This is a genomic window from Streptomyces boetiae (genome assembly GCF_031845405.1).
GTDB lineage: Bacteria > Actinomycetota > Actinomycetes > Streptomycetales > Streptomycetaceae > Streptomyces > Streptomyces boetiae.
In genome coordinates this window covers 1-21,762 of the sequence record NZ_JAVREN010000055.1, presented here as the reverse complement: position 1 = coordinate 21,762, position 21,762 = coordinate 1, and the positions used below count along the sequence as shown (strand labels likewise).

25 protein-coding genes and 1 pseudogene are annotated in these 21,762 nt (G+C 75.3%); 9 read left to right on the top strand and 17 right to left on the bottom strand.

The features are described from left to right. The first annotated feature begins 143 nt into the window (after positions 1-143). Positions 144-1,364, top strand: a complete 1,221-nt coding sequence (gene serB, locus RM780_RS24535) for a phosphoserine phosphatase SerB (protein WP_311633069.1) — start codon at positions 144-146, stop codon at positions 1,362-1,364. Positions 1,365-1,452: 88 nt separating this feature from the next. Here the strand turns inward: serB and RM780_RS24530 are convergent, their stop codons facing one another. The 7 genes from RM780_RS24530 to fabG form a co-directional block, all read right to left on the bottom strand. Then, on the bottom strand, positions 1,453-1,974 hold the full coding sequence (locus RM780_RS24530) for a SixA phosphatase family protein (RefSeq protein ID WP_311633068.1): 522 nt from the start codon (positions 1,972-1,974) through the stop codon (positions 1,453-1,455). Positions 1,975-2,065: 91 nt separating this feature from the next. After that, the gene (locus tag RM780_RS24525) at positions 2,066-2,314 is read right to left on the bottom strand and encodes a hypothetical protein (protein ID WP_311633067.1); all 249 of its coding nucleotides are present in this window, start codon (positions 2,312-2,314) and stop codon (positions 2,066-2,068) included. A 209-nt stretch (positions 2,315-2,523) separates the two neighbouring features. Further along, complete coding sequence (locus tag RM780_RS24520) at positions 2,524-2,640, bottom strand: SGM_5486 family transporter-associated protein (protein WP_311633066.1); 117 nt, start codon at positions 2,638-2,640, stop codon at positions 2,524-2,526. A gap of 16 nt (positions 2,641-2,656) precedes the next feature. Beyond that, positions 2,657-2,896, bottom strand: a complete 240-nt coding sequence (locus RM780_RS27915) for a hypothetical protein (RefSeq protein WP_394813072.1) — start codon at positions 2,894-2,896, stop codon at positions 2,657-2,659. Beyond that, positions 2,887-3,825 carry an MFS transporter gene (locus tag RM780_RS24515; RefSeq protein WP_394813071.1) on the bottom strand — a complete coding sequence of 313 codons (939 nt, stop codon included), beginning with the start codon at positions 3,823-3,825 and terminating at the stop codon, positions 2,887-2,889. Before RM780_RS24515 ends, RM780_RS27915 begins: the two co-directional genes overlap by 10 nt. A 292-nt stretch (positions 3,826-4,117) precedes the next feature. Beyond that, entirely contained in the window at positions 4,118-4,897 is a 780-nt protein-coding gene (gene fabI, locus RM780_RS24510) for an enoyl-ACP reductase FabI (RefSeq protein WP_311633065.1), read from the bottom strand. Between the two features lie 2 nt (positions 4,898-4,899). Then, positions 4,900-5,619 (bottom strand): 3-oxoacyl-[acyl-carrier-protein] reductase, encoded by a 720-nt coding sequence (gene fabG, locus RM780_RS24505; protein WP_311633064.1) that lies wholly within the window; start codon positions 5,617-5,619, stop codon positions 4,900-4,902. 289 nt (positions 5,620-5,908) lie between these two features. Here fabG and RM780_RS24500 point away from each other — a divergent pair, with 289 nt between their 5' ends. The 5 genes from RM780_RS24500 to RM780_RS24480 all read left to right on the top strand — a co-directional run bounded on the left by RM780_RS24500 (position 5,909) and on the right by RM780_RS24480 (position 11,237). Then, positions 5,909-7,432: a TldD/PmbA family protein gene (locus RM780_RS24500; protein WP_311633063.1), complete on the top strand. Its 1,524-nt coding sequence runs from the start codon at positions 5,909-5,911 to the stop codon at positions 7,430-7,432. Continuing rightward, positions 7,429-8,874 (top strand): metallopeptidase TldD-related protein, encoded by a 1,446-nt coding sequence (locus tag RM780_RS24495; protein ID WP_311633062.1) that lies wholly within the window; start codon positions 7,429-7,431, stop codon positions 8,872-8,874. The genes RM780_RS24500 and RM780_RS24495 overlap by 4 nt, the downstream gene beginning before the upstream one ends. 115 nt (positions 8,875-8,989) lie before the next feature. Then, entirely contained in the window at positions 8,990-10,417 is a 1,428-nt protein-coding gene (gene tyrS / locus RM780_RS24490) for a tyrosine--tRNA ligase (RefSeq protein WP_311633061.1), read from the top strand. A gap of 14 nt (positions 10,418-10,431) precedes the next feature. Continuing rightward, on the top strand, positions 10,432-10,779 hold the full coding sequence (locus RM780_RS24485; RefSeq protein WP_394813070.1) for a DUF3099 domain-containing protein: 348 nt from the start codon (positions 10,432-10,434) through the stop codon (positions 10,777-10,779). A gap of 209 nt (positions 10,780-10,988) precedes the next feature. After that, positions 10,989-11,237: a hypothetical protein gene (locus RM780_RS24480; RefSeq protein ID WP_394813069.1), complete on the top strand. Its 249-nt coding sequence runs from the start codon at positions 10,989-10,991 to the stop codon at positions 11,235-11,237. Positions 11,238-11,285: 48 nt separating this feature from the next. Here RM780_RS24480 and moaA read toward each other — a convergent pair whose 3' ends face one another. Continuing rightward, positions 11,286-12,275, bottom strand: coding sequence for a GTP 3',8-cyclase MoaA (gene moaA / locus RM780_RS24475; RefSeq protein ID WP_311633059.1), 990 nt, complete (start codon positions 12,273-12,275; stop codon positions 11,286-11,288). Between the two features lie 212 nt (positions 12,276-12,487). On the opposite strand from moaA, the gene RM780_RS24470 reads away from it, so the two are divergent. Together RM780_RS24470 and RM780_RS24465 are read left to right on the top strand one after the other, a co-directional pair. After that, positions 12,488-13,528: a DEDDh family exonuclease gene (locus RM780_RS24470; RefSeq protein WP_311633058.1), complete on the top strand. Its 1,041-nt coding sequence runs from the start codon at positions 12,488-12,490 to the stop codon at positions 13,526-13,528. Positions 13,529-13,553: 25 nt separating this feature from the next. Next, a complete protein-coding gene (locus RM780_RS24465) occupies positions 13,554-14,414 on the top strand; it encodes an SURF1 family cytochrome oxidase biogenesis protein (protein ID WP_311633057.1) in 861 nt (286 codons plus the stop codon). Here RM780_RS24465 and amaP read toward each other — a convergent pair. From amaP to RM780_RS24440, 5 genes are read right to left on the bottom strand one after another with little or no spacing between them, the layout of a single operon-like run. Then, positions 14,411-15,010 (bottom strand): alkaline shock response membrane anchor protein AmaP, encoded by a 600-nt coding sequence (gene amaP, locus RM780_RS24460; RefSeq protein ID WP_311633056.1) that lies wholly within the window; start codon positions 15,008-15,010, stop codon positions 14,411-14,413. The genes RM780_RS24465 and amaP overlap by 4 nt on opposite strands. A 10-nt stretch (positions 15,011-15,020) precedes the next feature. Continuing rightward, positions 15,021-15,701, bottom strand: a complete 681-nt coding sequence (locus RM780_RS24455; RefSeq protein ID WP_311633055.1) for a DUF6286 domain-containing protein — start codon at positions 15,699-15,701, stop codon at positions 15,021-15,023. Beyond that, positions 15,698-16,093 carry an Asp23/Gls24 family envelope stress response protein gene (locus RM780_RS24450; protein WP_311633054.1) on the bottom strand — a complete coding sequence of 132 codons (396 nt, stop codon included), beginning with the start codon at positions 16,091-16,093 and terminating at the stop codon, positions 15,698-15,700. Before RM780_RS24450 ends, RM780_RS24455 begins: the two co-directional genes overlap by 4 nt. Positions 16,094-16,096: 3 nt before the next feature. After that, positions 16,097-16,291: a hypothetical protein gene (locus tag RM780_RS24445; RefSeq protein ID WP_311633053.1), complete on the bottom strand. Its 195-nt coding sequence runs from the start codon at positions 16,289-16,291 to the stop codon at positions 16,097-16,099. A 9-nt stretch (positions 16,292-16,300) separates the two neighbouring features. Continuing rightward, positions 16,301-16,786 carry an Asp23/Gls24 family envelope stress response protein gene (locus RM780_RS24440; RefSeq protein ID WP_311633052.1) on the bottom strand — a complete coding sequence of 162 codons (486 nt, stop codon included), beginning with the start codon at positions 16,784-16,786 and terminating at the stop codon, positions 16,301-16,303. Between the two features lie 176 nt (positions 16,787-16,962). Here RM780_RS24440 and RM780_RS24435 point away from each other — a divergent pair, with 176 nt between their 5' ends. Further along, positions 16,963-17,688, top strand: a complete 726-nt coding sequence (locus RM780_RS24435) for a nucleopolyhedrovirus P10 family protein (RefSeq protein WP_311633051.1) — start codon at positions 16,963-16,965, stop codon at positions 17,686-17,688. Positions 17,689-17,784: 96 nt separating this feature from the next. On the opposite strand, the gene RM780_RS24430 is transcribed toward RM780_RS24435, so the two are convergent. From RM780_RS24430 to RM780_RS24415, 4 genes and pseudogenes are all read right to left on the bottom strand, one after another. Continuing rightward, positions 17,785-18,567, bottom strand: a complete 783-nt coding sequence (locus tag RM780_RS24430) for an enoyl-CoA hydratase/isomerase family protein (protein WP_311633050.1) — start codon at positions 18,565-18,567, stop codon at positions 17,785-17,787. Between the two features lie 91 nt (positions 18,568-18,658). Further along, the gene (locus tag RM780_RS24425) at positions 18,659-18,883 is read right to left on the bottom strand and encodes a helix-turn-helix domain-containing protein (protein ID WP_311633049.1); all 225 of its coding nucleotides are present in this window, start codon (positions 18,881-18,883) and stop codon (positions 18,659-18,661) included. 299 nt (positions 18,884-19,182) lie between these two features. Continuing rightward, positions 19,183-20,781, bottom strand: coding sequence for an ABC-F family ATP-binding cassette domain-containing protein (locus tag RM780_RS24420; RefSeq protein WP_311633048.1), 1,599 nt, complete (start codon positions 20,779-20,781; stop codon positions 19,183-19,185). Positions 20,782-20,916: 135 nt separating this feature from the next. Then, a pseudogene (locus RM780_RS24415) lies at positions 20,917-21,762 on the bottom strand (hypothetical protein); the annotation flags it as partial.

Genomic DNA, 21,762 nt, shown 5'->3' with positions numbered 1-21,762 from the left:
GAGGCCCGATCGGGAACCCGCCCCCCGGAAGTCACCAAGCTGTCGCCAGACCTCGGCAGCACCGTGACGTTCATCTCTCCGCCGTGTCCACGGGCCGGACACGACACGGCGGCGCCGTTCGCCCGGGTTACGGTGGGATCACCATGATCCCCGCGCACTCGGACTACGCTCCCGACCGGGAGCCCACACCCACGCTGTTGGTGAAGATCTTCGGCAAGGACCGGCCCGGCCTGACCGCGGGTCTCTTCGAGACCCTGGCAGCGTTCTCGGTCGAGGTGATCGACATCGAGCAGGTGGTGACCCGCGGCCGGCTGACGCTGTGCGCGCTGGTGACCGTGCCGGACCGGGACGGCGAGGGAAGCCTGCGGGCCACGGTGCACGGCTGGGCGGAGTCGGCCCGGCTCCAGGCGGAGATCATCTCCGGCATCGGGGACAACCCCGCGCGCGGCACGGGCCGCTCCCACGTCACGGTGCTCGGGCACCCGCTGACCGCCGAGGTGACGGCGGCGATAGCGGCCCGGATAACGGCCGCGGGCGGAAACATCGACCGGATCTACCGGCTGGCCAAGTACCCGGTCACTGCCGTGGAGTTCGACGTCTCGGGAGTGCCCACCGCGCTGCTGCGGGGCGAGCTGGCCGCGGAGGCGGCGGCCCGGTCCGTGGACGTGGCGGTGGTCGCCTCGGGGCTCCAGCGGCGGGCGCCGCGCCTGGTGGTGATGGACGTGGACTCCACGCTGATCCAGGACGAGGTGATCGAGCTGTTCGCCGCGCACGCGGGGTGCGAGGCGGAGGTGACGGCGGTCACGGCGGCGGCCATGCGCGGCGAGCTGGACTTCGAGGAGTCCCTGCACGCGCGGGTGGCGCTGCTGAAGGGCCTGGACGAGTCGGTGGTGGACAAGGTGCGCGCGGAGGTGCGGCTGACGCCGGGCGCGCGGACCCTGATCCGGACGCTGAAGCGGCTGGGCTGCCAGGTGGGCGTGGTCTCCGGCGGCTTCACGCAGGTGACGGACGCGCTGCGGGACCGGCTCGGGCTGGACTTCGCCGCGGCCAACACGCTGGAGATCCGGGACGGGCAGCTGACCGGCCGGGTGACCGGGGAGATCGTGGACCGGGCGGGCAAGGCGCGGCTGCTGCGGCGGTTCGCCGCCGAGGCGGGGGTGCCGCTGTCGCGGACCGTCGCGATCGGGGACGGCGCCAACGACCTGGACATGCTGAACGCGGCGGGCCTGGGGGTGGCGTTCAACGCCAAGCCGCTGGTGCGCGAGGCCGCGCACACGGCGGTGACCGTGCCCTTCCTGGACACCGTCCTGTACCTGCTGGGGATCACCCGCGAAGAGGTCGAGGCCGCGGACGCGCACGGCTAGGGCCCGGTCTGGGCCCGGGGCCCGGACCGGGCCGTCGGGGTCCCGGCCGTGGGGCGGGGACCCTCCCGCGGGCGGGGCGGCCGGAGGGCTATCCCCCGGTGGGGGCCCAGTAGGTGACGAGGCGGGCGCTGCCGTGCTCGACGGCCTTCCAGCTGCCGGTGTGGCTCAGGACGGCGACGCCGGAGGTGGCGAAGCCGGCGCGGTTCATCCGGGCGCGGGTGTCGCCGTCGGCCACGCCCGCCAGGGCGTCGGCCAGCGCGTGGATGCCGGGGTTGTGCCCGACGAGCATGAGGTCGTGGACGGCCTCGTCCGTCTCGTTGATCACCGCGATCAGCTCGCCGAGGCTGGCCTCGTAGAGCCGGTCGTCGTAGACCGTGCGGGGGCGGCGGGGCAGCTCGGGGGCGAACAGTTTCCAGGTGTCGCGAGCGCGGGTGGCGGTGGAGCACAGGGTCAGCTCGGGGGACACGCCGGCTCCGGCGAGCCAGCGCCCGGCGGCGGGGGCGTCCTTTCGGCCGCGCTCCGCGAGCGGGCGTTCGTGGTCGGACACCTGCGGCCAGTCGGCCTTCGCGTGGCGGAGGAGAACGATCCTGCGGGGAACATCGACGCTCATGTGCCCCAGCTTCGCACGAAAGGGGCGGCGTGGCGCGGGGGGTTGGGAATCCGGCGGGAGTGCCGGCCGGGGCGCCCGGGGGGCCGCGCGCTCAGGGCAGGAGGACGTGCCGGAGCTGCTCCATCAGCTGCCCGGCGGGCTGCCGCTCCGCGCCCGCGGCGCCCGGGGCGGCGTCCGCCCCGCCCGCGGTGAGCAGCAGCATCAGCAGGGCGGCGAAGGCCACGGCGGGCATGGCCAGGGCCCACCAGCTCAGCCGTATCTCCGGGGCGGGGCGCGCGGCGGCCCCGTCGCCGGGCGCGGGCCCGGGCAGCGTGCCTGGGGTCTGGGCGCGGGCGGCCATCACACGTCTCCCTCCGTCGGGGCGCCGGCCGGGGAAGCCGACACCTCGACGCTACGGGCCGCCGTCGGCCGGGCCCATCCGGCAACCCACCCAGTCCTCCCTGAACCTGACCCCCTAGGGGACAGGGGGGCTAGCACCACCCCGGGCACGCGGGCCGCCGTGCGGGCGAGGCGGGGCCGAGCAAGGCTGAGCGGGGCCGCGCCGGGAGCTCAGGGCGAGGCGAGGGTGGCGACGACGGCGATGAGGACGCCGATGCCGAGCATGGCGCCGAGGATCAGCAGCAGCATCCGCTGGCCGCCGGTGGGGTGGGGGTCGAGCGCTGGCATGCCCCCAGTCTCCCACTCAGTCGCCGTCCTCCACGCAGCGGTCCCGCCCGGCCGGCGCGCCCGCCACGATCTGGGCGGCCATGAGCACCGCCATCAGCGCCAGCGGGACGTGCCAGCCGCCGGTGGCGTCGTTCAGCGTGCCGATCAGCAGCGGCCCGGGGACGCACAGCAGGTACCCCGTGCTCTGCACGAACGCGGACAGGCGCACGACCCCGGCGCCGGTGCGGGCGCGCAGGCCGATCATGGTCAGGGCCACGGGAAGGCGCAGTTGGCGACGCCGGGCAGCACCGCCCAGGCCCAGGCCCAGGCCCCGGCCGCCGGAGGCCAGCCCCAGCCCGGCGTACCCGGCCAGGCCGCAGACGCCGAGGGCGGCGACCAGCGGGCCCTGCCCGCGCAGGCGGGTGGCGATCCGCGGCAGGACGAACCCGAGCGGCGCGCCGAGCCCATGATCACGGCCAGCAGCAGGCCCGCCGTGGAGGCGGACACCCCGGCGTCGCGGAAGATCTGCGGCACACAGCCGAGGGTGACGTAGGCGGCGGTGGCCTGGAGCCCGAAGAGGACGGCCAGGGACCGGGCGGTGCGCGAGCGGGCCAGGCTCGGAAGGCGCTCCCCGCTCCCCCGCCCCGGCGGCCGGGCGGCCTCCGGGACGGAGGGGGCCTCCCGCCGGTCCCGCCCCGCGCGCAGGGCGACCACGGCCCAGGGCAGCAGTGCCAGGCCCGCCGAGGCGGACCAGACGGCCAGCCCAACGCGCCAGCCGCCGGCCGCGGAGGCCACGGGAATGGTCAGCGCGGCGGCCAGGGCCGTGCCCGCCGCGAAGCCCGCCGAGTACAGGCCCGTCATGGCGCCGACCCGGTCGGGGAAGTACCGCTTGACGAGCACGGGCATGAGGACGTTGCCCACGGCGATGCCGGCCAGGGCGAGCGCGGTGGTGACCAGGAACAGCGCGGCGGAGCCGTCCAGGGCGCGCAGCGCCAGGCCCGCGCTGATGGCGGCGAGGCCGAAGCGGCGCGCCAGGCGGGGCGCGGCGACGCCGAAGCGGCCGAAGCACAGGGCGGGTATGGAGGTCAGCAGCCCGGCCACGGCCCCGCTCATCCCCAGGTCCGCGCGCGCCTCGGCGAGGACCGGGCCCAGGCCCGAGATGGCCGGTCCGAGGTTGAACGCCGCGAGCACCAGCCCGGTGGCCACGAGCCCGGCCGCGGGGGCGGCCGGGGTGCGCGGCGCGGGGGTCAGTACCGGGGCAGTGCACCGGAGCGTACGGTCGTCCTGCGTCAGCCCCCATACGACTCATCATAGAATCATGGGATGAATTCTCCGGTCAGGGGGCGTTCCGAGCCCGGGCCGCGATCCGGGGCGCCGTCGCGACAAGGCCGAGAAAAGGGCGACGAAAAAAGCCGCCGCCCCACCAGGGCGGGGGGACCCGGTGGGGCGGCGGGGGTGTGCCGCGGGGGGTGCGGCGCACCGTGGGGGTGGCCGGGGGTCAGGCGCCCATCATGTGGACGCCGCCGTCGACGTGGACGATCTCGCCCGTGGTCTTGGGGAACCAGTCGGAGAGCAGCGCCACCACGCCGCGCGCCGCCGGCTCCGGGTCGGCGGTGTCCCAGCCCATCGCCGCGCGGGTGTCCCAGACCCCGGCCAGCTCCTCGAAGCCCGGGATCGACTTGGCCGCCATCGACTTGATCGGGCCGGCCGAGACCAGGTTCACGCGGATGTTCTCCGGGCCCAGGTCCCGCGCGAGGTAGCGCGAGGTCGCCTCCAGCGCGGCCTTTGCCACGCCCATCCAGTCGTACTTCGGCCAGGCCAGCTGCGCGTCGAAGTCCAGGCCGACGACCGAGCCGCCGCGCTGCCGCAGCAGCGGGTGCACCGCCATGGTGAGGGACTTCAGGGAGTACGCGGAGACCTGCACCGCGGTGGCAACCGAATCCCAGCCGGTGTGCAGGAAGTTCCCGCCCAGCGCGTCCTGCGGCGCGAAGCCGATGGAGTGGACCACCCCGTCGAGCCCGACGCCCTCGCCCAGGTGCCCGGAAACGGCCGCGGCGAGGCCGTCCAGCTGCTCCTGGTTCTGCACGTCCAGCTCGATCACCGGGACCGGCTTGGGCAGCCGCCTGGCGATGCGCTCCACCAGGCTCAGGCGCCCGAAGCCGGTCAGGACCACCTCGGCGCCCTCCTCCTGCGCGAGCCGCGCCGCGTGGAAGGCGATCGAGGACTCGGTCAGCACCCCGGTGACGAGGATGCGCTTCCCGGCCAGAATTCCGCTCATAGTCAGTGCCCCATGCCCAATCCGCCGTCAACCGGGATGACGGCTCCAGTGATGTAAGCGGCTTCCTCGGAGGCCAGGAAGCGCACGGCCGCGGCGACATCCTCGGCCCCGCCGTAGCGCGCCAGCGGGATCTGCCGGACGATGTCCGCGCGGACCTCCTCCTCCAGCGCCCGCGTCATGTCGGTGTCGATGAAGCCGGGCGCGACGATGTTGCAGGTGATGTTCCTGCTGGCCAGCTCGCGGGCGACCGAGCGGCCGAAGCCGATCAGGCCGGCCTTGGCGGCCGAGTAATTCGTCTGCCCCGCCGAGCCCTTGAGCCCGACGACCGAGGAGATCAGGACGATCCGGCCGGTGCGCGCCCGCAGCATCCCCTTGGCCGCGCGCTTGACCACCCGGAAGGTGCCCGTGAGGTTGGTGTCCACCACGGAGGTGAAGTCCTCCTCGGACATCCGCAGCAGTAGCTGGTCGCGGGTGATGCCGGCGTTGGCGACGAGCACCGTCACGCGGCCGTTCGCATCCTCGATCTCTTTGTATGCCTGCTCCACCTGCTCCGGATCCGTGATGTCACACTTCACGGCCAGGCACCCGAGATCGGCCAGCTCCTTGGGGGGCTCCCCGGTGCGGTAGGTGATGGCGACCTTGTCGCCGGTCTCGGCGAGGGCACGGGCAATGGCCAGGCCAAGCCCGCGATTCCCGCCGGTGACGAGTACCGAGCGGCTCAAGGGACCACCCTCTTTCTGCGTCGTGCGTCCACGACAACGCTAGCCGCCCCCGCGGAGGCGGCGGGGGGCGGGGTGACGACAGGGGCACCGCCCGGCCCCTGTTGGGTTCCGACAAGAACCCGACGGTAACGACCCTTCCGGCGGCGCCGCGTGGGCCCCGGCCGACACGGCCGGGGCCCCGGCGAAACCCCCTGTCCGCCGCCGTGGCCGGAAGGCATGATCGTAGCCGCGGCGGGCGTCCCCCTTCCCCGCCCCGGCCCACCGCAGCAGGCTACGGACAGGAGAGACCGTGCCCCAAGCCCTTGATGAAACGTTCCTCGCGCTGCCCCTGCGCACACTCGCCGACGCCGCACTGACCCGCGCCGCCGAGCTGGGCGCCGACCACGCCGACTTCCGCCTGGAGCGCAACCGCACCGCCTACTGGGTGCTGCGCGACGCCCGCCCCGCCGGCTCGCAGGACACCACCGACCTCGGCTTCGCCGTCCGCGTCGTGCACGGCGGCAGCTGGGGCTTCGCCGCCGGAGTGGACCTCACCCCCGAGGCCGCCGCACGGGTCGCCGAGCAGGCCGTGGCCATGGCCCGTCTCTCCGCCGGGATCATCGCCGCGGCCGGCTCCGAGGAGCGCGTGGAGCTGGCCGACGAGCCCTCCCACGGCGAACGCACCTGGGTCTCCTCCTACGAGGTCAACCCCTTCGACGTCCCCGACGCCGAGAAGGCCGGCCTGCTGGCCTCCTGGAGCGGACGCCTGCTGGCCGACGCCGCCGTCTCCCACGTGGACGCCCGCCTGTGGGCCGTTCAGGAGAACAAGTTCTACGCCGACTCCGCCGGCACCGTCACCACCCAGCAGCGCGTCCGCGTCCTGCCCGAGCTGAACGCCGTCGCCGTGGACGCCGCTTCCGGCCGCTTCGACTCCCTGCGCACCCTGGCCCCGCCCGCCGGCCGCGGCTGGGAGTATCTCACCGGCACCGGCTGGGACTGGGACGCCGAACTGGCCTCCATCCCCGGCCTGCTGGCCGCCAAGATGGCCGCCCCCTCCGTCGAGCCCGGCCGTTACGACCTGGTGATCGACCCCTCCAACCTCTTCCTCACCATCCACGAGTCGATCGGCCACGCCACCGAGCTGGACCGGGCCCTGGGCTACGAGGCGGCCTTCGCCGGCACCTCCTTCGCCACCCTCGACCGCCTCGGCTCGCTGCGCTACGGCTCCGAGGTCATGAACGTCACCGGCGACCGCACCACCGAACACGGCCTGGCCACCATCGGCTTCGACGACGAGGGCGTGGCCACCCAGTCCTGGGACCTGGTCAGGGACGGCGTCCTGGTCGGCTACCAGACGGACCGCAGGATCGCCCGGCTGACCGGCCTCGGGCGTTCCAACGGCTGCGCCTTCGCCGACTCCGCCTCCCACGTCCCGCTCCAGCGGATGGCCAACGTCTCCCTCCAGCCCGCCCCGGACGGCCCCTCCACCGAGGAGTTGATCTCCGGCGTGGAGCGCGGCATCCACATCGTCGGGGACGGCTCCTGGTCCATCGACATGCAGCGCTACAACTTCCAGTTCACCGGGCAGCGCTTCCACCTGATCGAGAACGGCCGGCTGGCCGGCCAGCTCAGGGACGTCGCCTACCAGGCCACCACCACCGACTTCTGGGGCGCGATGGAGGCCGTGGGCGGCCCGCAGACGTACGTGCTGGGCGGGTCGTTCATGTGCGGCAAGGCCCAGCCGGGCCAGGTGGCCGCCGTCTCCCACGGCTGCCCCTCCGCCCTCTTCCGCGGCATCAACGTCCTCAACACCACCCAGGAGTCCGGCCGATGAGCACCACGGGCACCACGGGGAACAACGCCCCCGGCAGCGCCGTCACCCCGCCGCACGAGATCGCCGAGCGCGCCCTGACCCTCTCCCGCGCCGACGGCACCGTGGTGATCGCGGACGAGGTCTCCACGGCCAACCTCCGCTGGGCGGGCAACGCCCTGACCACCAACGGCGTCACCCGCGCCCGCACCCTCACCGTCATCGCCACCGTGGACGGCGCGCAGGGCACCGCCGCCGGGGTCGTCTCCCGCGCCGCCGTCACCGCCGCGGACCTGGAGCCGCTGGTGCGGGCCGCCGAGGAGGCCGCGCGGCAGGCCCCCGCGGCCGAGGACGCCCGGCCGCTGGTGGACGCCTCGCCCCTCTCCCCCGCCGTGGACTTCGCCGCGCCGCCCGCCGAGACCTCGCCCGAGGTCTTCGCCGCCTTCGCCCCGGCGCTCGGCGAGACGTTCGCCCGCGCCCGCGCCGAGGGCCGCGAGCTGTTCGGCTACGCGGAGCACGAGGCCGGAACGACCTACCTGGCCACCTCGGCGGGCCTGCGGCTGCGCCACGACCACCGCGCCGGGCACGTGGACCTGAACGCCAAGTCCGAGGCCCGCACGCGTTCGGCCTTCATCACCGTCCCCACCGACGACTTCCGCGACGTGGACCCGGCAGCCCTGGACGCCGGTCTGGCCGTCCGGCTGGGCTGGGCCGCACGCCGCGTGGAGCTGCCCCCGGGCCGGTACGAGACGCTGCTGCCGCCCTCCTCGGTCGCGGACCTCCTCGTCTACCAGCACTGGTCCTCCGACGCCCGCAACGCCCACGAGGGCCGCAACGTCTTCGCCAGGCCCGGCGGCGGCACCCGCGTCGGGGAGCGGCTGGCCGAGCTTCCGCTGACCCTCTACAGCGACCCGCGCGCCCCGGGCGTGGCCGCGGCGCCCTTCGTCGTGGCGCACGCCTCCACCGACTCCTTCTCGCCGGCCACCTCCGTCTTCGACAACGGCCTGCCGCTGGAGCGCGCGGAGTGGATCGACCGGGGCGTGCTGCGCCGCCTCCCCACCAGCCGGTACACCGCCGCCCTCACCGGCCTGCCGCTGGCCCCGCTCACCGGCAACCTGCTGCTGGACGCGGGCGGCTCCGGCTCGCCGGCGGACCTGGTGGCAGGCACCGAGCGCGGCCTGCTGATCGGCTCCCTGTGGTACATCCGCGAGGTGGACCCCAGGACGCTGCTGCTGACGGGCCTGACCCGGGACGGGGTCTACCTGGTGGAGAAGGGCGAGGTCACGGGCGCGGTGAACAACTTCCGGTTCAACGAGTCGCCCCTGGACATGCTGGCCCGCGCCACCGAGGCCGGGGCCACCGAGCGCTGCCGCTCCCGGGAGTGGGGCGAGTACTTCCCGCGCACGGCGATGCCGGCGCTGCGGGTGCCCGAGTTCAACATGAGCTCGGTCAGCCCGGGGGTGTGAGCCCCCGGGAGCCGGGCCGCCCCCCGGCGGACCCCGGGGGGCGGCCCGGCCCCGGCCGTAGGATGGGCCGGGGCTCTCCCGCACACACCACTCACCTCGACTGACGGGACGGAACGTGACACGCCTCGGCGACTCCGTGCAGCGCGCCAGCGCGCTGCTGGCTCAGGACCTCTCCTCGGACACCACCGTGCGGCGGCTGCTGGAGGAGACGGGCGCCCGGCGTTATCTGGACCTCTCCGACCTGGAGGCCGGCGAGCAGGCCCGGCTGATCGCCTCCCGCGCGGTGGAGGTGCTGCCCTCGGCCGAGCGCCTGGCCGAGCGGATCGAGGCGGCGCAGGCGGAGGGGCACGGGCTGCACGTCAAGCTCGGCATCGACCCCACGGCCGTGGACGTGCACCTGGGCCACGCGGTGCCGATCATCGCGCTCAGCCGCTTCCAGCGGATGGGGCACGACGTGACGCTGATCATCGGCGACATCACCGCCAAGATCGGCGACCCCTCGGGGCGTTCGTCGGAACGCCCGCCGCTGACCGACGAGGACATCGCACGCAACCTCGCGGGGTACCGCGACCAGGTGCGGCCGTTCTTCGACTTCGAGCGGGTCCGCTTCCGGCACAACAGCGAGTGGCTGGGCGCCTTCCCGCTGCCGCGGCTGATCGGGCTGCTCTCGCAGATCCCGGTGTCCTCGCTGCTCCAGCGCGAGGACTTCCGCACCCGCCTGGAGGCGGGCCACGGGCTGACCATGTCGGAGCTGATCTACCCGGTGGCGATGGCCATCGACTCGGCCGAGATCGACGCGGACGTGGAGCTGGGCGGCGCCGACCAGCTGCTGAACATGCAGATGGGCCGCCGCGTGATGGAGCTGTACGGCCTGCGCCCGCAGTTGGTGGTGACGCTGCCGCTGATCGAGGGCACCGACGGCTCCGGCGCCAAGATGTCCAAGTCCAAGGGGAATTACGTGGGCCTGGCGGCCTCCGCCGAGGAGGTCTACGGGCGGATCATGTCCATCCCCGACCGGCTGATGGAGCCCTACCTGCGGGCCTGGACGGAGTGGACGGACGAGGAGCTGGCGCTGGTCACGGGCCGGCTGGCGGAGGGCTCGCTGCACCCGATGGACCTGAAGAAGGTGCTGGCGGGCGAGGTCGTCACCGTGCTGCACGGCCTGGACGCCGCGATGGCCGCCCGCGAGGGCTTCACCGCGCAGTTCTCCCGGCAGGCGTTCACGGACGTGGCGGGGCTGCCGGAGGTGGCGCTGGCCGAGCACGCCGGGGAGGGGATCGCCTCGGTCCTCACCGGGGTGCTGGCGTTCACCCCCAGCGCCTCGGCGGCCCGGCGCCTGGCCAAGCAGAACGGCCTGCGGCTGGTGCTGGAGACCGGCGCGGGCCAGCGCAGCGTGGTGCTGGCCGAGGCGGACGCGCTGCGCCCGCTGGGCGAGGTCGTGGCCGAGCAGCTGGCCGCGGCCGGGGGCGCGGAGGAGGGCGCGGCGGATGTCAAGGGCGTCTTCCTGAAGGCCGGGCGGAAGCTGGCCCAGGTGCGCCGCTAGCCTGGAGGCGGGTGATGACGATGGCGATGCGCTTGCGGCGCGGCGGGGCCGGTCCGGAGGTCTACCGGATCACACAGGCCCGGCAGGGCCTGGACTCGGACGTGCGCGGACGGCAGCGGAGGTATGTGACCTCCATGCTGATCCGCACGGCCGCGGTGATCCTGACGGTGCTGCTGTGGAACGTCAGCCGTCCGCTCGCCGTGGTCGCCCTGGTGCTGGGGACGCTGCTGCCCTACGTGGCGGTGGTGGTGGCGAACGCGGGCCGGGAGAACGTTCCCACGCTGCCCTCGGCCTTCGAGGACGCCGCCGCGCGGCACGCGCTGCGGGGCGGGACGGACGGGGACGCGCACAACCGGAAGTGACCGCTCCGGGGCCCGGAAAGCTCAAGAAATCCTCAGATCAATTGCTTCCTTCCCCTGCGCCCAGCCTGCTGTCGCATGTCATACTTCAAGGGCGCTCCGTATCCCCCGTCGGAGCGACTGACCGACGCCGGGCGGCTCCCCCCGTGGCTGCCCGGCGTCGTCTTGTGTCCGGGATGCGGGTGTCCGGTGAGGGACTCGCAGGGTGTTGGATGGATCCCGTGGTGAACGAATCCGCTGCCGGCGACGAGCCGCTCATCTGCTCCGCCAAGGGCTGCCGCGAGCCCGCCGCCTGGGTCCTCGCCTGGAACAACCCGAAGCTGCACACGCCCGAGCGGCGCAAGACCTGGCTGGCCTGCGGCGCACACCGCGAGCACCTGGGGCAGTTCCTCGGGGTGCGGGGCTTTCTGAAGGACGTGGTGCCGCTGGAGGAGTGGCGCCGGGCCGAGGAGCGCTCCTAGCCGCCGAGGGCGAACGCCCGTCCCGGCCGCCGGCCGCGAACGTACCGCCTAGCCTCCGATGGCGGACATCGGGCGCCGGGGCTGGACGAAGCCCGGGTCGTCCAGGCCGGAGCCGGCCTTCTTGCCCAGGGTCGCGGCCCGCCAGCGGGCGGCCAGCTCCTCGTCGTCCGCGCCCGCCCTGAGCGCGCCGCGCAGGTCGGACTCCTCGCGGGCGAACAGGCAGGTGCGCACCTGGCCGTCGGCGGTGAGCCGGGTGCGGTCGCAGGCGCGGCAGAAGGGGCGGGTGACCGAGGCGATGACGCCGACCCGGTGCGGGCCGCCGTCCACCACCCAGCGCTCGGCGGGGGCGGAGCCGCGCTCCCCGTCCTCCTCGGGGGTGAGGGAGAAGCGGGTGCGCAGCGAGGCGAGGATGTCTCCGGCGGTGATCATGCCCTCGCGCTGCCAGCCGTGCTGGGGGTCCAGCGGCATCTGCTCGATGAACCGCAGCTCGTAGCCCCGCTCGACGGCCCAGGCCAGGAGGGCGGGCGCCTCGGTGTCGTTGAGCCCGGGCAGCAGCACGGCGTTGACCTTCACCGGGTCCAGGCCGGCGGCCTTGGCGGCGGCCAGGCCGCGCAGCACGTCGGCGTGGCGCCGGCGGCGGGTGATGCGGTGGAAGGTCTCGGGGTCGGTGGTGTCCAGCGAGACGTTGACCCGGTCCAGGCCGGCGGAGCGGAGCGCGGCGGCCGTCCGCTCCAGGCCTATGCCGTTGGTCGTCAGGGAGAGCCGGGGGCGGGGGGCGAGGGCGGCGCAGCGCTCGACGATGCCGACGAGGCCGGGGCGCAGCAGCGGCTCGCCGCCGGTGAAGCGGACCTCGGTGACGCCCAGGCGCGTCACGGCCACCCGCACCAGGCGGACGACCTCCTCGTCGGTCAGCAGCTCGGGCTTGGCGAGCCAGGCCAGGCCCTCCTCCGGCATGCAGTAGGTGCAGCGCAGGTTGCACCTGTCGGTCAGCGAGACCCGCAGGTCGGTGGCGGTCCGGCCGAAGGTGTCGAGCAGCATGTCTCGCAGCGTACGGCACGCCGCCGTCGCCGCGCGGGGCGTGCGCGGGGCGTACACGCGGGGCATACACGCCGTGCGTGCCGGGTGGGCGCCGGGTGTGCGCCCCGCGCGTTCGTGGGGGTCGTGCGCCGGGCGCGCGGGCGGGGCGACGGGCCGTCAACTTCCCTCGTGCGGGCGGGCGCTGTCGGTGGCGGGCCGTATCCTGAGGAACCATGCTCGAAGATCCCCGGGCGGGCGCGTACCGCGTCCCCGCACCACTCGCCGCCCCCGCATCGCCGGAAGAGCCGGCGCCGCCCGCCGCCCCCGCGCCGTGGCCCGCCGGGTACCCGGGCGGCTGGGCCGTGGTGGACGTGGAGACCACGGGCCTGGGCCGGGAGGACCGGATCGTCTCCGCGGCGGTCTACCGCCTCTCGGCCGAGGGCGAGGTCGAGGACCACTGGTACACGCCGGTCAACCCCCAGCGGGACCCCGGGCCCGTGTGGATCCACGGGCTGACGGCGCAGGCGCTGGCCGGGGCGCCGCTGTTCGCGGACATAGCGGGCGAGTTCGCGGAGCGGCTGGCCGGGCGGGTGCTGGTGGCGCACAACGCGGTCTTCGACTGGACGATGATCGCCCGCGAGTACGCGCGGGCGGAGCGGACCGCGCCGGTGAAGCAGCGGCTGTGCACCATCGCGCTCTCCAAGGAGCTGGGGCTGCCGCTGCCCAACCACAAGCTGGAGACCCTGGCCGGGTACTACGGCGTGGTCCAGCGCCGGGCCCACCACGCGCTGGACGACGCCCGGGTGCTGGCCGAGGTCTTCCGGCCCAGCCTCCACCGGGCGGCCCGGCTGGGCCTGCGGCTGCCGCTGCTGGCCTGCCTGCCGCAGACCGTCCCGCCCCCCGGCGGCGCGGCGTCCCGCCCGGCCGCGTGGGGCGGCGGCTTCCGCTCCTCCTGGCGCCCCGCCCGGCGCCGCCCGCCCTGCCCCTACCCCAACCCCGGGCGGTTCGAGGAGGGCGGCCGGCTGGTGCAGGGCATGCGGGTGGCGTTCTCCGGGGACACCTCGGTGGACCGGGAGGCGCTGGAGGACCAGGCGGCCGAGGCCGGGCTGCACGTGGCCACCAGCGTCTCGCGCCTGACCAGCCTGCTGGTGACGAACGACCCGGGCTCGGCCACGACGAAGGTGCGGCGCGCCAGGGAGCTGGGCACGCCCGTGCTGGACGAGGCGGCGTTCACGCAGCTCCTGCGGGACGTGGCCCCGGCCCCCGGCGCCTGACCCCGGTTGGGTACTGTCGTCAGCTGTGTACCGGTTTCTGCTGTCCCGGCAGTGGGTCATCCTCACGCTCGTCACGCTGCTGCTCATCCCGGCCCTGGTGTGGCTGGGGTTCTGGCAGCTGCACCGGCACGAGCAGCGGGTGGCGCGCAACGACCTGATCGCCGGGAGCCTGGCGGCCGAACCCGTGCCGATGGCGGAGCTCTCCCAGGCGGGCGGGGCGGTCGACCCGGACGACCGGTACCGCCCCGTCACCGCCGCCGGCCGTTACGACGCGGAGCACGAGGTCGTGGTCCGCAACCGGGACAACGCCGACGGCAGGCTCGGCTATTACGTGCTGACCCCGCTGGTGGGGGAGGACGGCACCGCGGTGGTCGTCAACCGCGGCTGGATCCCCACCGGTAATGACCTGACGCGGGTGCCCGAGGTGCCGGAGCCGCCCTCGGGCGAGGTGACGGTCACCGGCCGCCTGATGGCCGACGAGACGTCGGGCACCACGGGCATCAGGGACCGCTCGGGGCTTCCGGACGGCATGGTCATGATGATCAGCAGCCAGGAGCGGGCGCAGGCCCTGGGCCTGCCCGTCCTGGGCGGCTACCTGGAGCTGACCGACACGACTCCGGCTTCCCCGGACGCGGCCGAGCAGCCCGAGACGCTCCCCGAGCCCGACCACACGGGCATCGGCGCGCACTTCGCCTACGCCCTCCAGTGGTGGCTCTTCGCGGCGGGCGTCCCGGTGGGCTGGGTCCTCCTGGCGCGCCGCGAGCTCCACGACGCGAACGCCTCCGCGGCGGGCGCCCCCGGCACGGCCCGCACCACGACCGCCTCCGCGGCGAGCGTCCCCGGCGGGGCAGGCGCGGCGGCCGGCGCCGGGCGCGGGGCGGGCTAACTGACCCGGTCCTCCTCCGAGGGTTTCGCGGAGCGGAGGCGGGCCTCGGCCGGGAGGGAGGGGAGGCCGGCGGAGGCGCGGGCGTGTTCGATGGCCTCGGTGCGGAGGCGGTGGACGACCTCGTCCGGGCGCGCCTGGCGGGCGACCTGGAGGCCGATGAGCAGGCGCGGCTGGCTGCGGCGGCCGACCAGCGTGACGCGGGCGCGGTCGATGCCCGGCAGCGCCGCCGCCTCGGCGGCCACCACGTCCTCCATGGCCCGGCCCCGCAGCAGCGCGCCGACGCCGTCCCCGCTGTCCACGAGCACCTCGGCGAGCCGGGGCCGCCGTAGCTGGGCCAGGAACCACCACAGGGCGAGCAGCACCAGCAGCGACAGGCCGCCGATGACCACCGGCCACCACCAGCCCTCCTCGCGCCACTGCACGCGGTCGGCGTGGGCGAGCGGCACGTCCTCGGGCGCGCGCCAGGCCCAGCGTTCGGGCGGGGAGAAGCCCCAGCGTTCGGGCAGGTCCAGGGAGGCGGCCAGCGCGGCCAGGCCCGTGCCGAGGAGGACCAGCCCGAGGAGGGCGAGCAGGACGCGGTTGACGATGCGGAGCATGGCGGGGACCTCAGGAGTTCGGGGGACGGCGGACCTGCACGGACAGGGCCACGGGCCTGGCCAGGCCCAGCTCCCCGATGCCGCGCTCCAGGGCGGCGTCGAGGTCGGCCCTGACCTCGTCCAGCTCGCGGAACCCGGCCTCGGCCCTGGCCCGCACCCGGCGGCGCCCCACGGCCACCCGCACGGCCCGGACCCCGGAGACCTCAAGGGCCCGGTCGCGCAGCACGGCCGCCGCGGCGGAGCGCGCCACCCCGGCGCGCATCGCGTCGGTGTCGCGCCGCATCGGCAGCAGGCCGCGCAGGCCGGGCGTGAGGGCGAGCAGGACCAGCCACAGCCCGAGCAGCACGGCCGCCACCGCGCAAAGCACCACCCAGGCGTCGTGGAAGTCGCGGGTGGCCAGCTCTTCGGCGAGGGTGCGGCGCCACGCGGCGGCGGGCCGTTCGGCCCGGACGGAGGCCACGTCGAACAGGAGCACCCCGGCCGCGGCGAGGAGGGCCGCGGCGGCCAGCGCGGCCGGCACCCGGCGCTCGGACCAGAAGCGGCCGGCCGCGGCCGGCTCGCCCCCGCCGCGGCCCGGCTCGTAGTGCGCCGAGGAGGTGGTCTTGGCCAGGTCCGAGGCGCGGGCCTGCTCCGCGGGCCGGTCCCCCTCCCCGGGCCCGAGGGCCGTCGCGGCGCCCTCCTGCTCGCTCACCGCACCCTCCCGGAGACGGAGCCGTCGAAGTGGGCCGAGTGCAGCCGCTCGACGGCCACGAGGACCTCGGAGGTCTCCATGCCGGCCAACTCCCGGATTCTGGCGGCCACATGGCGGCGCACGGCGCCGCACTGGGCGCCGATGTCGGAGGGGTAGCCCAGCTCGACGCTCACCCGCACGGTGGCCACGCCGCCGGTGCCGTCCGTGCCGGGAGGCACGCGCACCGCCGCGGTGGCGCGGGGCGCCTCGCCCCGCCGCACAGGGCCGTAGGGCCCGGCGGGGGTGTCGGGGCCCAGCACCTCACGGGCGGCCCGGGCGGCGAGCTTGGCGACCACGCGGTCGGCGATCCGCGTCGCCCCGCGGTCGGCCGCGGGCACCACCGGTTCGGCCACGCCTCACCGCCGCCGCTCGTCGTCGCGCGGGCGGAACCGGAAGAAGTCCCCCGGCTCCAGGTCGCCGTCGGCGAAGCGGCCCACGACGAAGCCGATCGCGCCCAGGGCCGCGACCAGCAGGAAGGCCGCGAAGCCGCCGAAGTAGGCGGCGAAGCCCAGCGCCATGCCGGCCAGCAAGCCGATCACAGCCATGCTCATGACGCGCTCCTACTGCAACGGAGGCCGTTCATCGTCGGGAGCCTCCTCCTCGGCGTCGTCGGGGAGGTTGACGTCCCCGACGTTGATGTTGACCTCGACGACCTCAAGTCCCGTCATCCGCTCGACAGCCGAGATGACGTTCTCCCGTACGGTACGGGAAACCTCCGCGATCGAAACGCCGTACTCCACGACGATTTCGAGGTCGAGCGCGGTCTGCACCTCGCCGACCTCCGCCTTGACGCCGCGGGTGACGGACCGGCTGGCGCCGGGCACCCGGTCGCGGACCGCGCCGAAGGTGCGGGACAGGCCGCCGCCCATGGCGTGGACGCCGACGACGTCGCGGGCCGCCATGCCGGCGATCTTCGCGACCACGCCGTCGGCGATCGTGGTGCGGCCCCGGGTGGCGGGGTCGCCCGGGGTGCGGCGCGCGCCGGGCTTCGCGAGCGCCTCCGCGGGCGCCGCGGCGGCGGCTGCCTCCGTGCTGGTGTCGGACACGTGCTCTCGCCCCTTTCCGAGCGGCCGTCAGGTGCGCCGCTCCAGTGTCACAGTAAGCGTGTCCGCGGACCGGCCACGCGGCCAGGCGCCGCCGTCCGGGTGGCGCGCGGCCCGAGAGATGCTGTACCCCAGGAGGGGCGGTCGAGTCCGAGCAGCTTAGACGGAAGGTGGAGTGGATGGGTGCGGACCCGCTGTTGCGGGCGGTGCGGCGGCAGTTGGGGCTCGGGAGGCTGCTGCCGCTGGGGGCGCCGGCGGACGGGGCGTGGCTGGCGGAGTCCGCCGCGCGGCCGGTGCTGCGGCGGGCGGTGGCGGCGGTGCCGGGGGCGCGCCCGGAGGGGCTGCGGCTGGCGCTGGCAGACCCGGAGGCGGCGCCCGGGCCGGTGGTCCCGCCGCCGCCCAGCGGGCTGCCGCCGGGGCCGCTGCGGATCGAGGCGGGGTTCGCGGCCGGGGTCGAGCGGCCGTTTCCCGAGTGCGCGGCGGAGGTGCGCGCGGCGCTGGCGGCCTCGGCCGGGGAGCGCCTGGGGCTGGTGGTGGCCGCGATCGACCTGAAGGTGACCGGGCTGCTGTCCGGCGACGGCGCGGGGCCCACGCCGGACGAGGACGAGGGCGAGGAGGCGTCGGGGGCGGCCGTGGCGCCGGACTCCGGGCCAGCGGCCGTGATCGCGGCGGCGGTCCTGGCCGCGCCGGGCGTGCGCGGCCTGTCCGGGGCGCTGGGCGGGCGGCACCGGGCCGTGGTGGTGGAGGAGCCCGAGGACGCCGGGCAACGGCCGTTGATCCGCCTCCAGTTGATCGCCGACGCGGAGCCGCGCACGCTGGAGGTCGCCAGGAACGCCGCCCGCGCGGCCGTGGAGGCGGCGGGCCCGGCCCGGGTCTCGGTCCTGATCACGGGCATCGCGGGCTAGCCGGGGCCTCCGGGCCGGGCCGGTGGCCGCAGGATCGGGGCGGTGCGCGCGAGGCCCGGAGCGGGCCCGAGGGGCGGGGCTCCCGCGGCCCGGCCGCTAGGCCGTCGGGGTGCCCAGGAGGTCGCGCAGGCGCCGGGTCTGGGCGGCGCGCTCGGCGGCGCGCTGAGCGTCGTAGTCGCGGCCCGAGGCGCCGCGCAGCAGGGCCTTGGTCTCGATGAGGGCGTCCCGGGGGGCCGCCAGCAGGGCCGCGGCGAGGTCGGAGGCCGCCGCGTCCAGCTCGTCCGGCGGCACGACGAGGTTGGCCAGGCCGATGCGCTCGGCCTCCTCCGCGTGGACCATCCGGCCGGTGCCGCAGATCTCCAGGGCGCGGGCGTAGCCCACCAGGGCGACCAGGGGCTGGGTGCCGCCCAGGTCGGGGACCAGGCCCAGGGAGGTCTCGCGCATGGAGAACTGCGCGTCCTGCGCGCAGACCCGCAGGTCGCAGGCGAGGGCGAGCTGGAAGCCCGCGCCGATCGCGTGCCCCTGCACGGCGGCGATGGTGACCAGGTCGTTGCGGCGCCACCAGGTGAACGCCTCCTGATACCCGGCGATGAGCGCGTCGATCTCCGCGTCGCCGGAGCGGGCCAGCTTGGTGAAGGAGAACTCGCCGTCGATGCCCTCGGGCGTGAACGCCCGCCGGTCGAGCCCGGCGGAGAACGACACGCCCTCGCCCCGCAGCACGGCGACGCGCACGTCCCCGGGCAGGCGCCGGCCGGCCTCGGCCAGGGCCCGCCACATGGCGGGGGTCTGGGCGTTGCGCCGGGCGGCGTTGGCGAGCGTCACCGTCGCCACGGCCTCCTGGACGGTGACCCGGACACCGTCCTCGTCGAGCAGGGTCATCGGGGCCTCCGGACGGCGTCGCTGGGGAACTGCGGTTACCGAGCAGTAATGAACTGCGTCAGCGTAACCCCTCCGCCTCCGTCCGCGGGCCTCAGGGGGTCGGGGCCGCCTTCTTGCCACGCGTGGCGCCGCCGCGCCCGCGGAGCGTGACATCCGCCTCGCTGAGCATGCGGTGGACGAAGCCGTAGGACCGGCCGGTCTCCTCGGCCAGCGCCCGGATGCTCGCTCCCGACTCGTACTTGCGCTTGAGGTCCGCCGCGAGCTTCTCGCGTGCGGAGCCGGTCACCCGGCTGCCCTTCTTCAGAGTCTCGGCCACCCGTGCCTCCTCGGGGGAAATGCGCTCTGGACTCTCATGATCACCCCTATCCCGCTTCCCTGCCACCCATTCACCGGGGTCGGTACGACAAGCGGAAAGACCGGGACGTGCCGGACACCGGCCGCCGCGCGGGGGGCCGGCGTCCGGCCGGGAGGAACGCGCAGGTCACGGCCGCGCGGGCGCGGGGGCCGCCGGTATTCCCGGCGCGGCCCGGGATACGTCAGGGCTCACGCAGATGACGGACGGCCCCCGAGCCGGACGGCCCGGTCCGGGTGATCACAAACGCCCGGCCCGGGCGCTCACGCCAGGGCGACCAGGTCCGCGTAGTCGGCGCTCCACAGGTCCTCCACGCCGTCCGGCAGCAGGATGATCCGCTCCGGCTGGAGGGCGTCCACCGCGCCCTCGTCGTGGGTGACCAGCACGACCGCGCCGGCGAAGCCGCGCAGGGCCCCGAGGATCTCCTCGCGGCTGGCCGGGTCGAGGTTGTTCGTCGGCTCGTCCAGGAGGAGGACGTTGGCCGAGGAGACGACCAGGGTGGCCAGGGCCAGACGGGTCTTCTCGCCGCCGGAGAGCACCCCGGCGGGCTTGTCCACGTCGTCGCCCGAGAACAGGAACGAGCCGAGGATCTTCCGCACCTGGACCATGTCCATGTCGGGGGCGGCGGAGCGCATGTTCTCCAGGACGGTGCGGCCGGCGTCGAGCGTCTCGTGCTCCTGGGCGTAGTACCCCAGCTTGAGGCCGTGGCCGGGGGTGACCTCGCCGGTGTCGGGCTTCTCCACGCCGGCCAGGAGGCGCAGCAGCGTGGTCTTGCCCGCGCCGTTGAGCCCGAGGATGACGACCCGGGAACCCTTGTCGATGGCCAGGGAGACGTCGGTGAAGATCTCCAGCGAGCCGTAGGACTTCGACAGGCCCTCGGCCGTCAGGGGGGTCTTGCCGCAGGGGGCGGGGTCGGGGAAGCGCAGCTTGGCGACGCGGTCCTGACGGCGTTCGTTCTCCAGGCCGGAGAGCAGGCGTTCGGCGCGGCGGGCCATGTTCTGGGCGGCGACGGCCTTGGTGGCCTTGGCGCGCATCTTGTCGGCCTGGGCGTTGAGGGCGGCGGCCTTCTTCTCGGCGTTGGCCCGCTCGCGCCTGCGGCGTTTCTCGTCGGCCTCGCGCTGGACCTGGTACTGCTTCCAGCCCATGTTGTAGACGTCGATGCGGGAGCGGTTGGCGTCCAGGTAGAAGACCTTGTTGACCACCGTCTCGATCAGGTCGATGTCGTGGGAGATGACGATCAGGCCGCCGCGGTAGGTGCGCAGGAAGTCCCTCAGCCAGACGATGGAGTCGGCGTCGAGGTGGTTCGTCGGCTCGTCCAGCAGCAGCACGTCGGCGTCCGAGAAGAGGATCCTGGCCAGCTCGACGCGGCGGCGCTGGCCGCCGGAGAGGGTGTGCAGCGGCTGGCCGAGGACCCGGTCGGGCAGGCCGAGGCTGGCGGCGATGGTGGCCGCCTCGGCCTCCGCCGCGTAGCCGCCGCGGGTGAGGAACTCGGTCTCCAGGCGCTCGTACTTCTTCATCGCCCGGTCGCGGACGGCGTCCTCCCCGCCGGCCATCCGCTGCTCGCTCTCGCGCATCCCGCGCAGCACGGCGTCCAGGCCGCGGGCGGCGAGGATGCGGTCGCGGGCCAGGGTGTCGAGGTCGCCGGTGCGCGGGTCCTGGGGCAGGTAGCCGACCTGGCCGCCGCGGGTGATGGTGCCGGCGGCCGGGACGCCCTCGCCGGCCAGGCACTTGGTGAGGGTCGTCTTGCCCGCGCCGTTGCGGCCGACGAGGCCGATGCGGTCGCCCTGGGCGACACGGAAGGAGGCGGACTCAAGAAGGACGCGGGCGCCGGCGCGCAGCTCGATGCCGGTGGCGGTGATCATGGACGGGCTCCGGAGGGCGTTGGCGAGGGACGTACAAGCGTGGACGGCCGGGGGGCTGCGTACGTCGCTAGGGCGCAAGGGGCGAAGTGTCCATGCGGTTCATTCTAACGGCGCGGCGCAAGGGGATTTGCTTCCTCAGACGCCGCCGGTGTGCACCTGGAACGCGGCGCGGCGCACGCGTTTGGAGACGGCGGGGTCGGGGTGAGCGGCGGCCAGGGCGAGCAGCACCTGCACGGTGCGCGGGTGACCGCAGGTGCGGATGTCGTCGACCAGGGCGGCGACGGTCGGCTGGGGGGCGGCGTCGAGGTGGTCGAGCAGCAGGCCGTCGGCGCCGTGCTCGTGGGCGGCGGAGGCGGTGTCCACCCACAGCCACGTGGCCTCGGCGGGGGTGAGCACGGAACGCGCGGGGTCCTCGCCGTGCGCGTCCCGGTCCTCGCCCTCGTGCTCGGCCAGCCACAGCAGCGCGTAGGGGCGCAGCACGGGCTCGGCGGAGGCGGCGCGGATGGCGGGCAGGGCGGGGGCGCCGACGACGCGCAGGGCCTCGAAGGCCAGGCCGCGGATGAGGGCGTCCTCGCCTCGGGCGGCCTCCAGCAGCTCGGTGACGGCGGGTCCCGCGGGGCGCACGGCGAGCCAGGCGCGGTACTCGGCGCGGGCGGGGCCGGGGGTGAGGGTGACGCAGCCGCGGAGCATGGTGAGGGCGGACTGCTCGATGTTGCCGGCGCCGGCGGGGCTCTGGGCGGCGATGCAGATCTGCTCCAGCCGGGTCCACATCGCCCACCCGCCCAGCGGCGTGAGCCGCGCCCGCGCGGGCCGGTCCCCCCGCGCGTGCAACGTGAGCGCGCCCACCGCCGCCAGCGTGTCCAGGGCCCACCCCAGCAGCCGCACCAGCTCCTCGACGTCCGCGCCCGCGCCAGGCGCGGCTATGGCCTCGCCGGCCGCGTCCCCGGCCGAGGCCGGACCCGTGCACGCCGGCACCCCCCC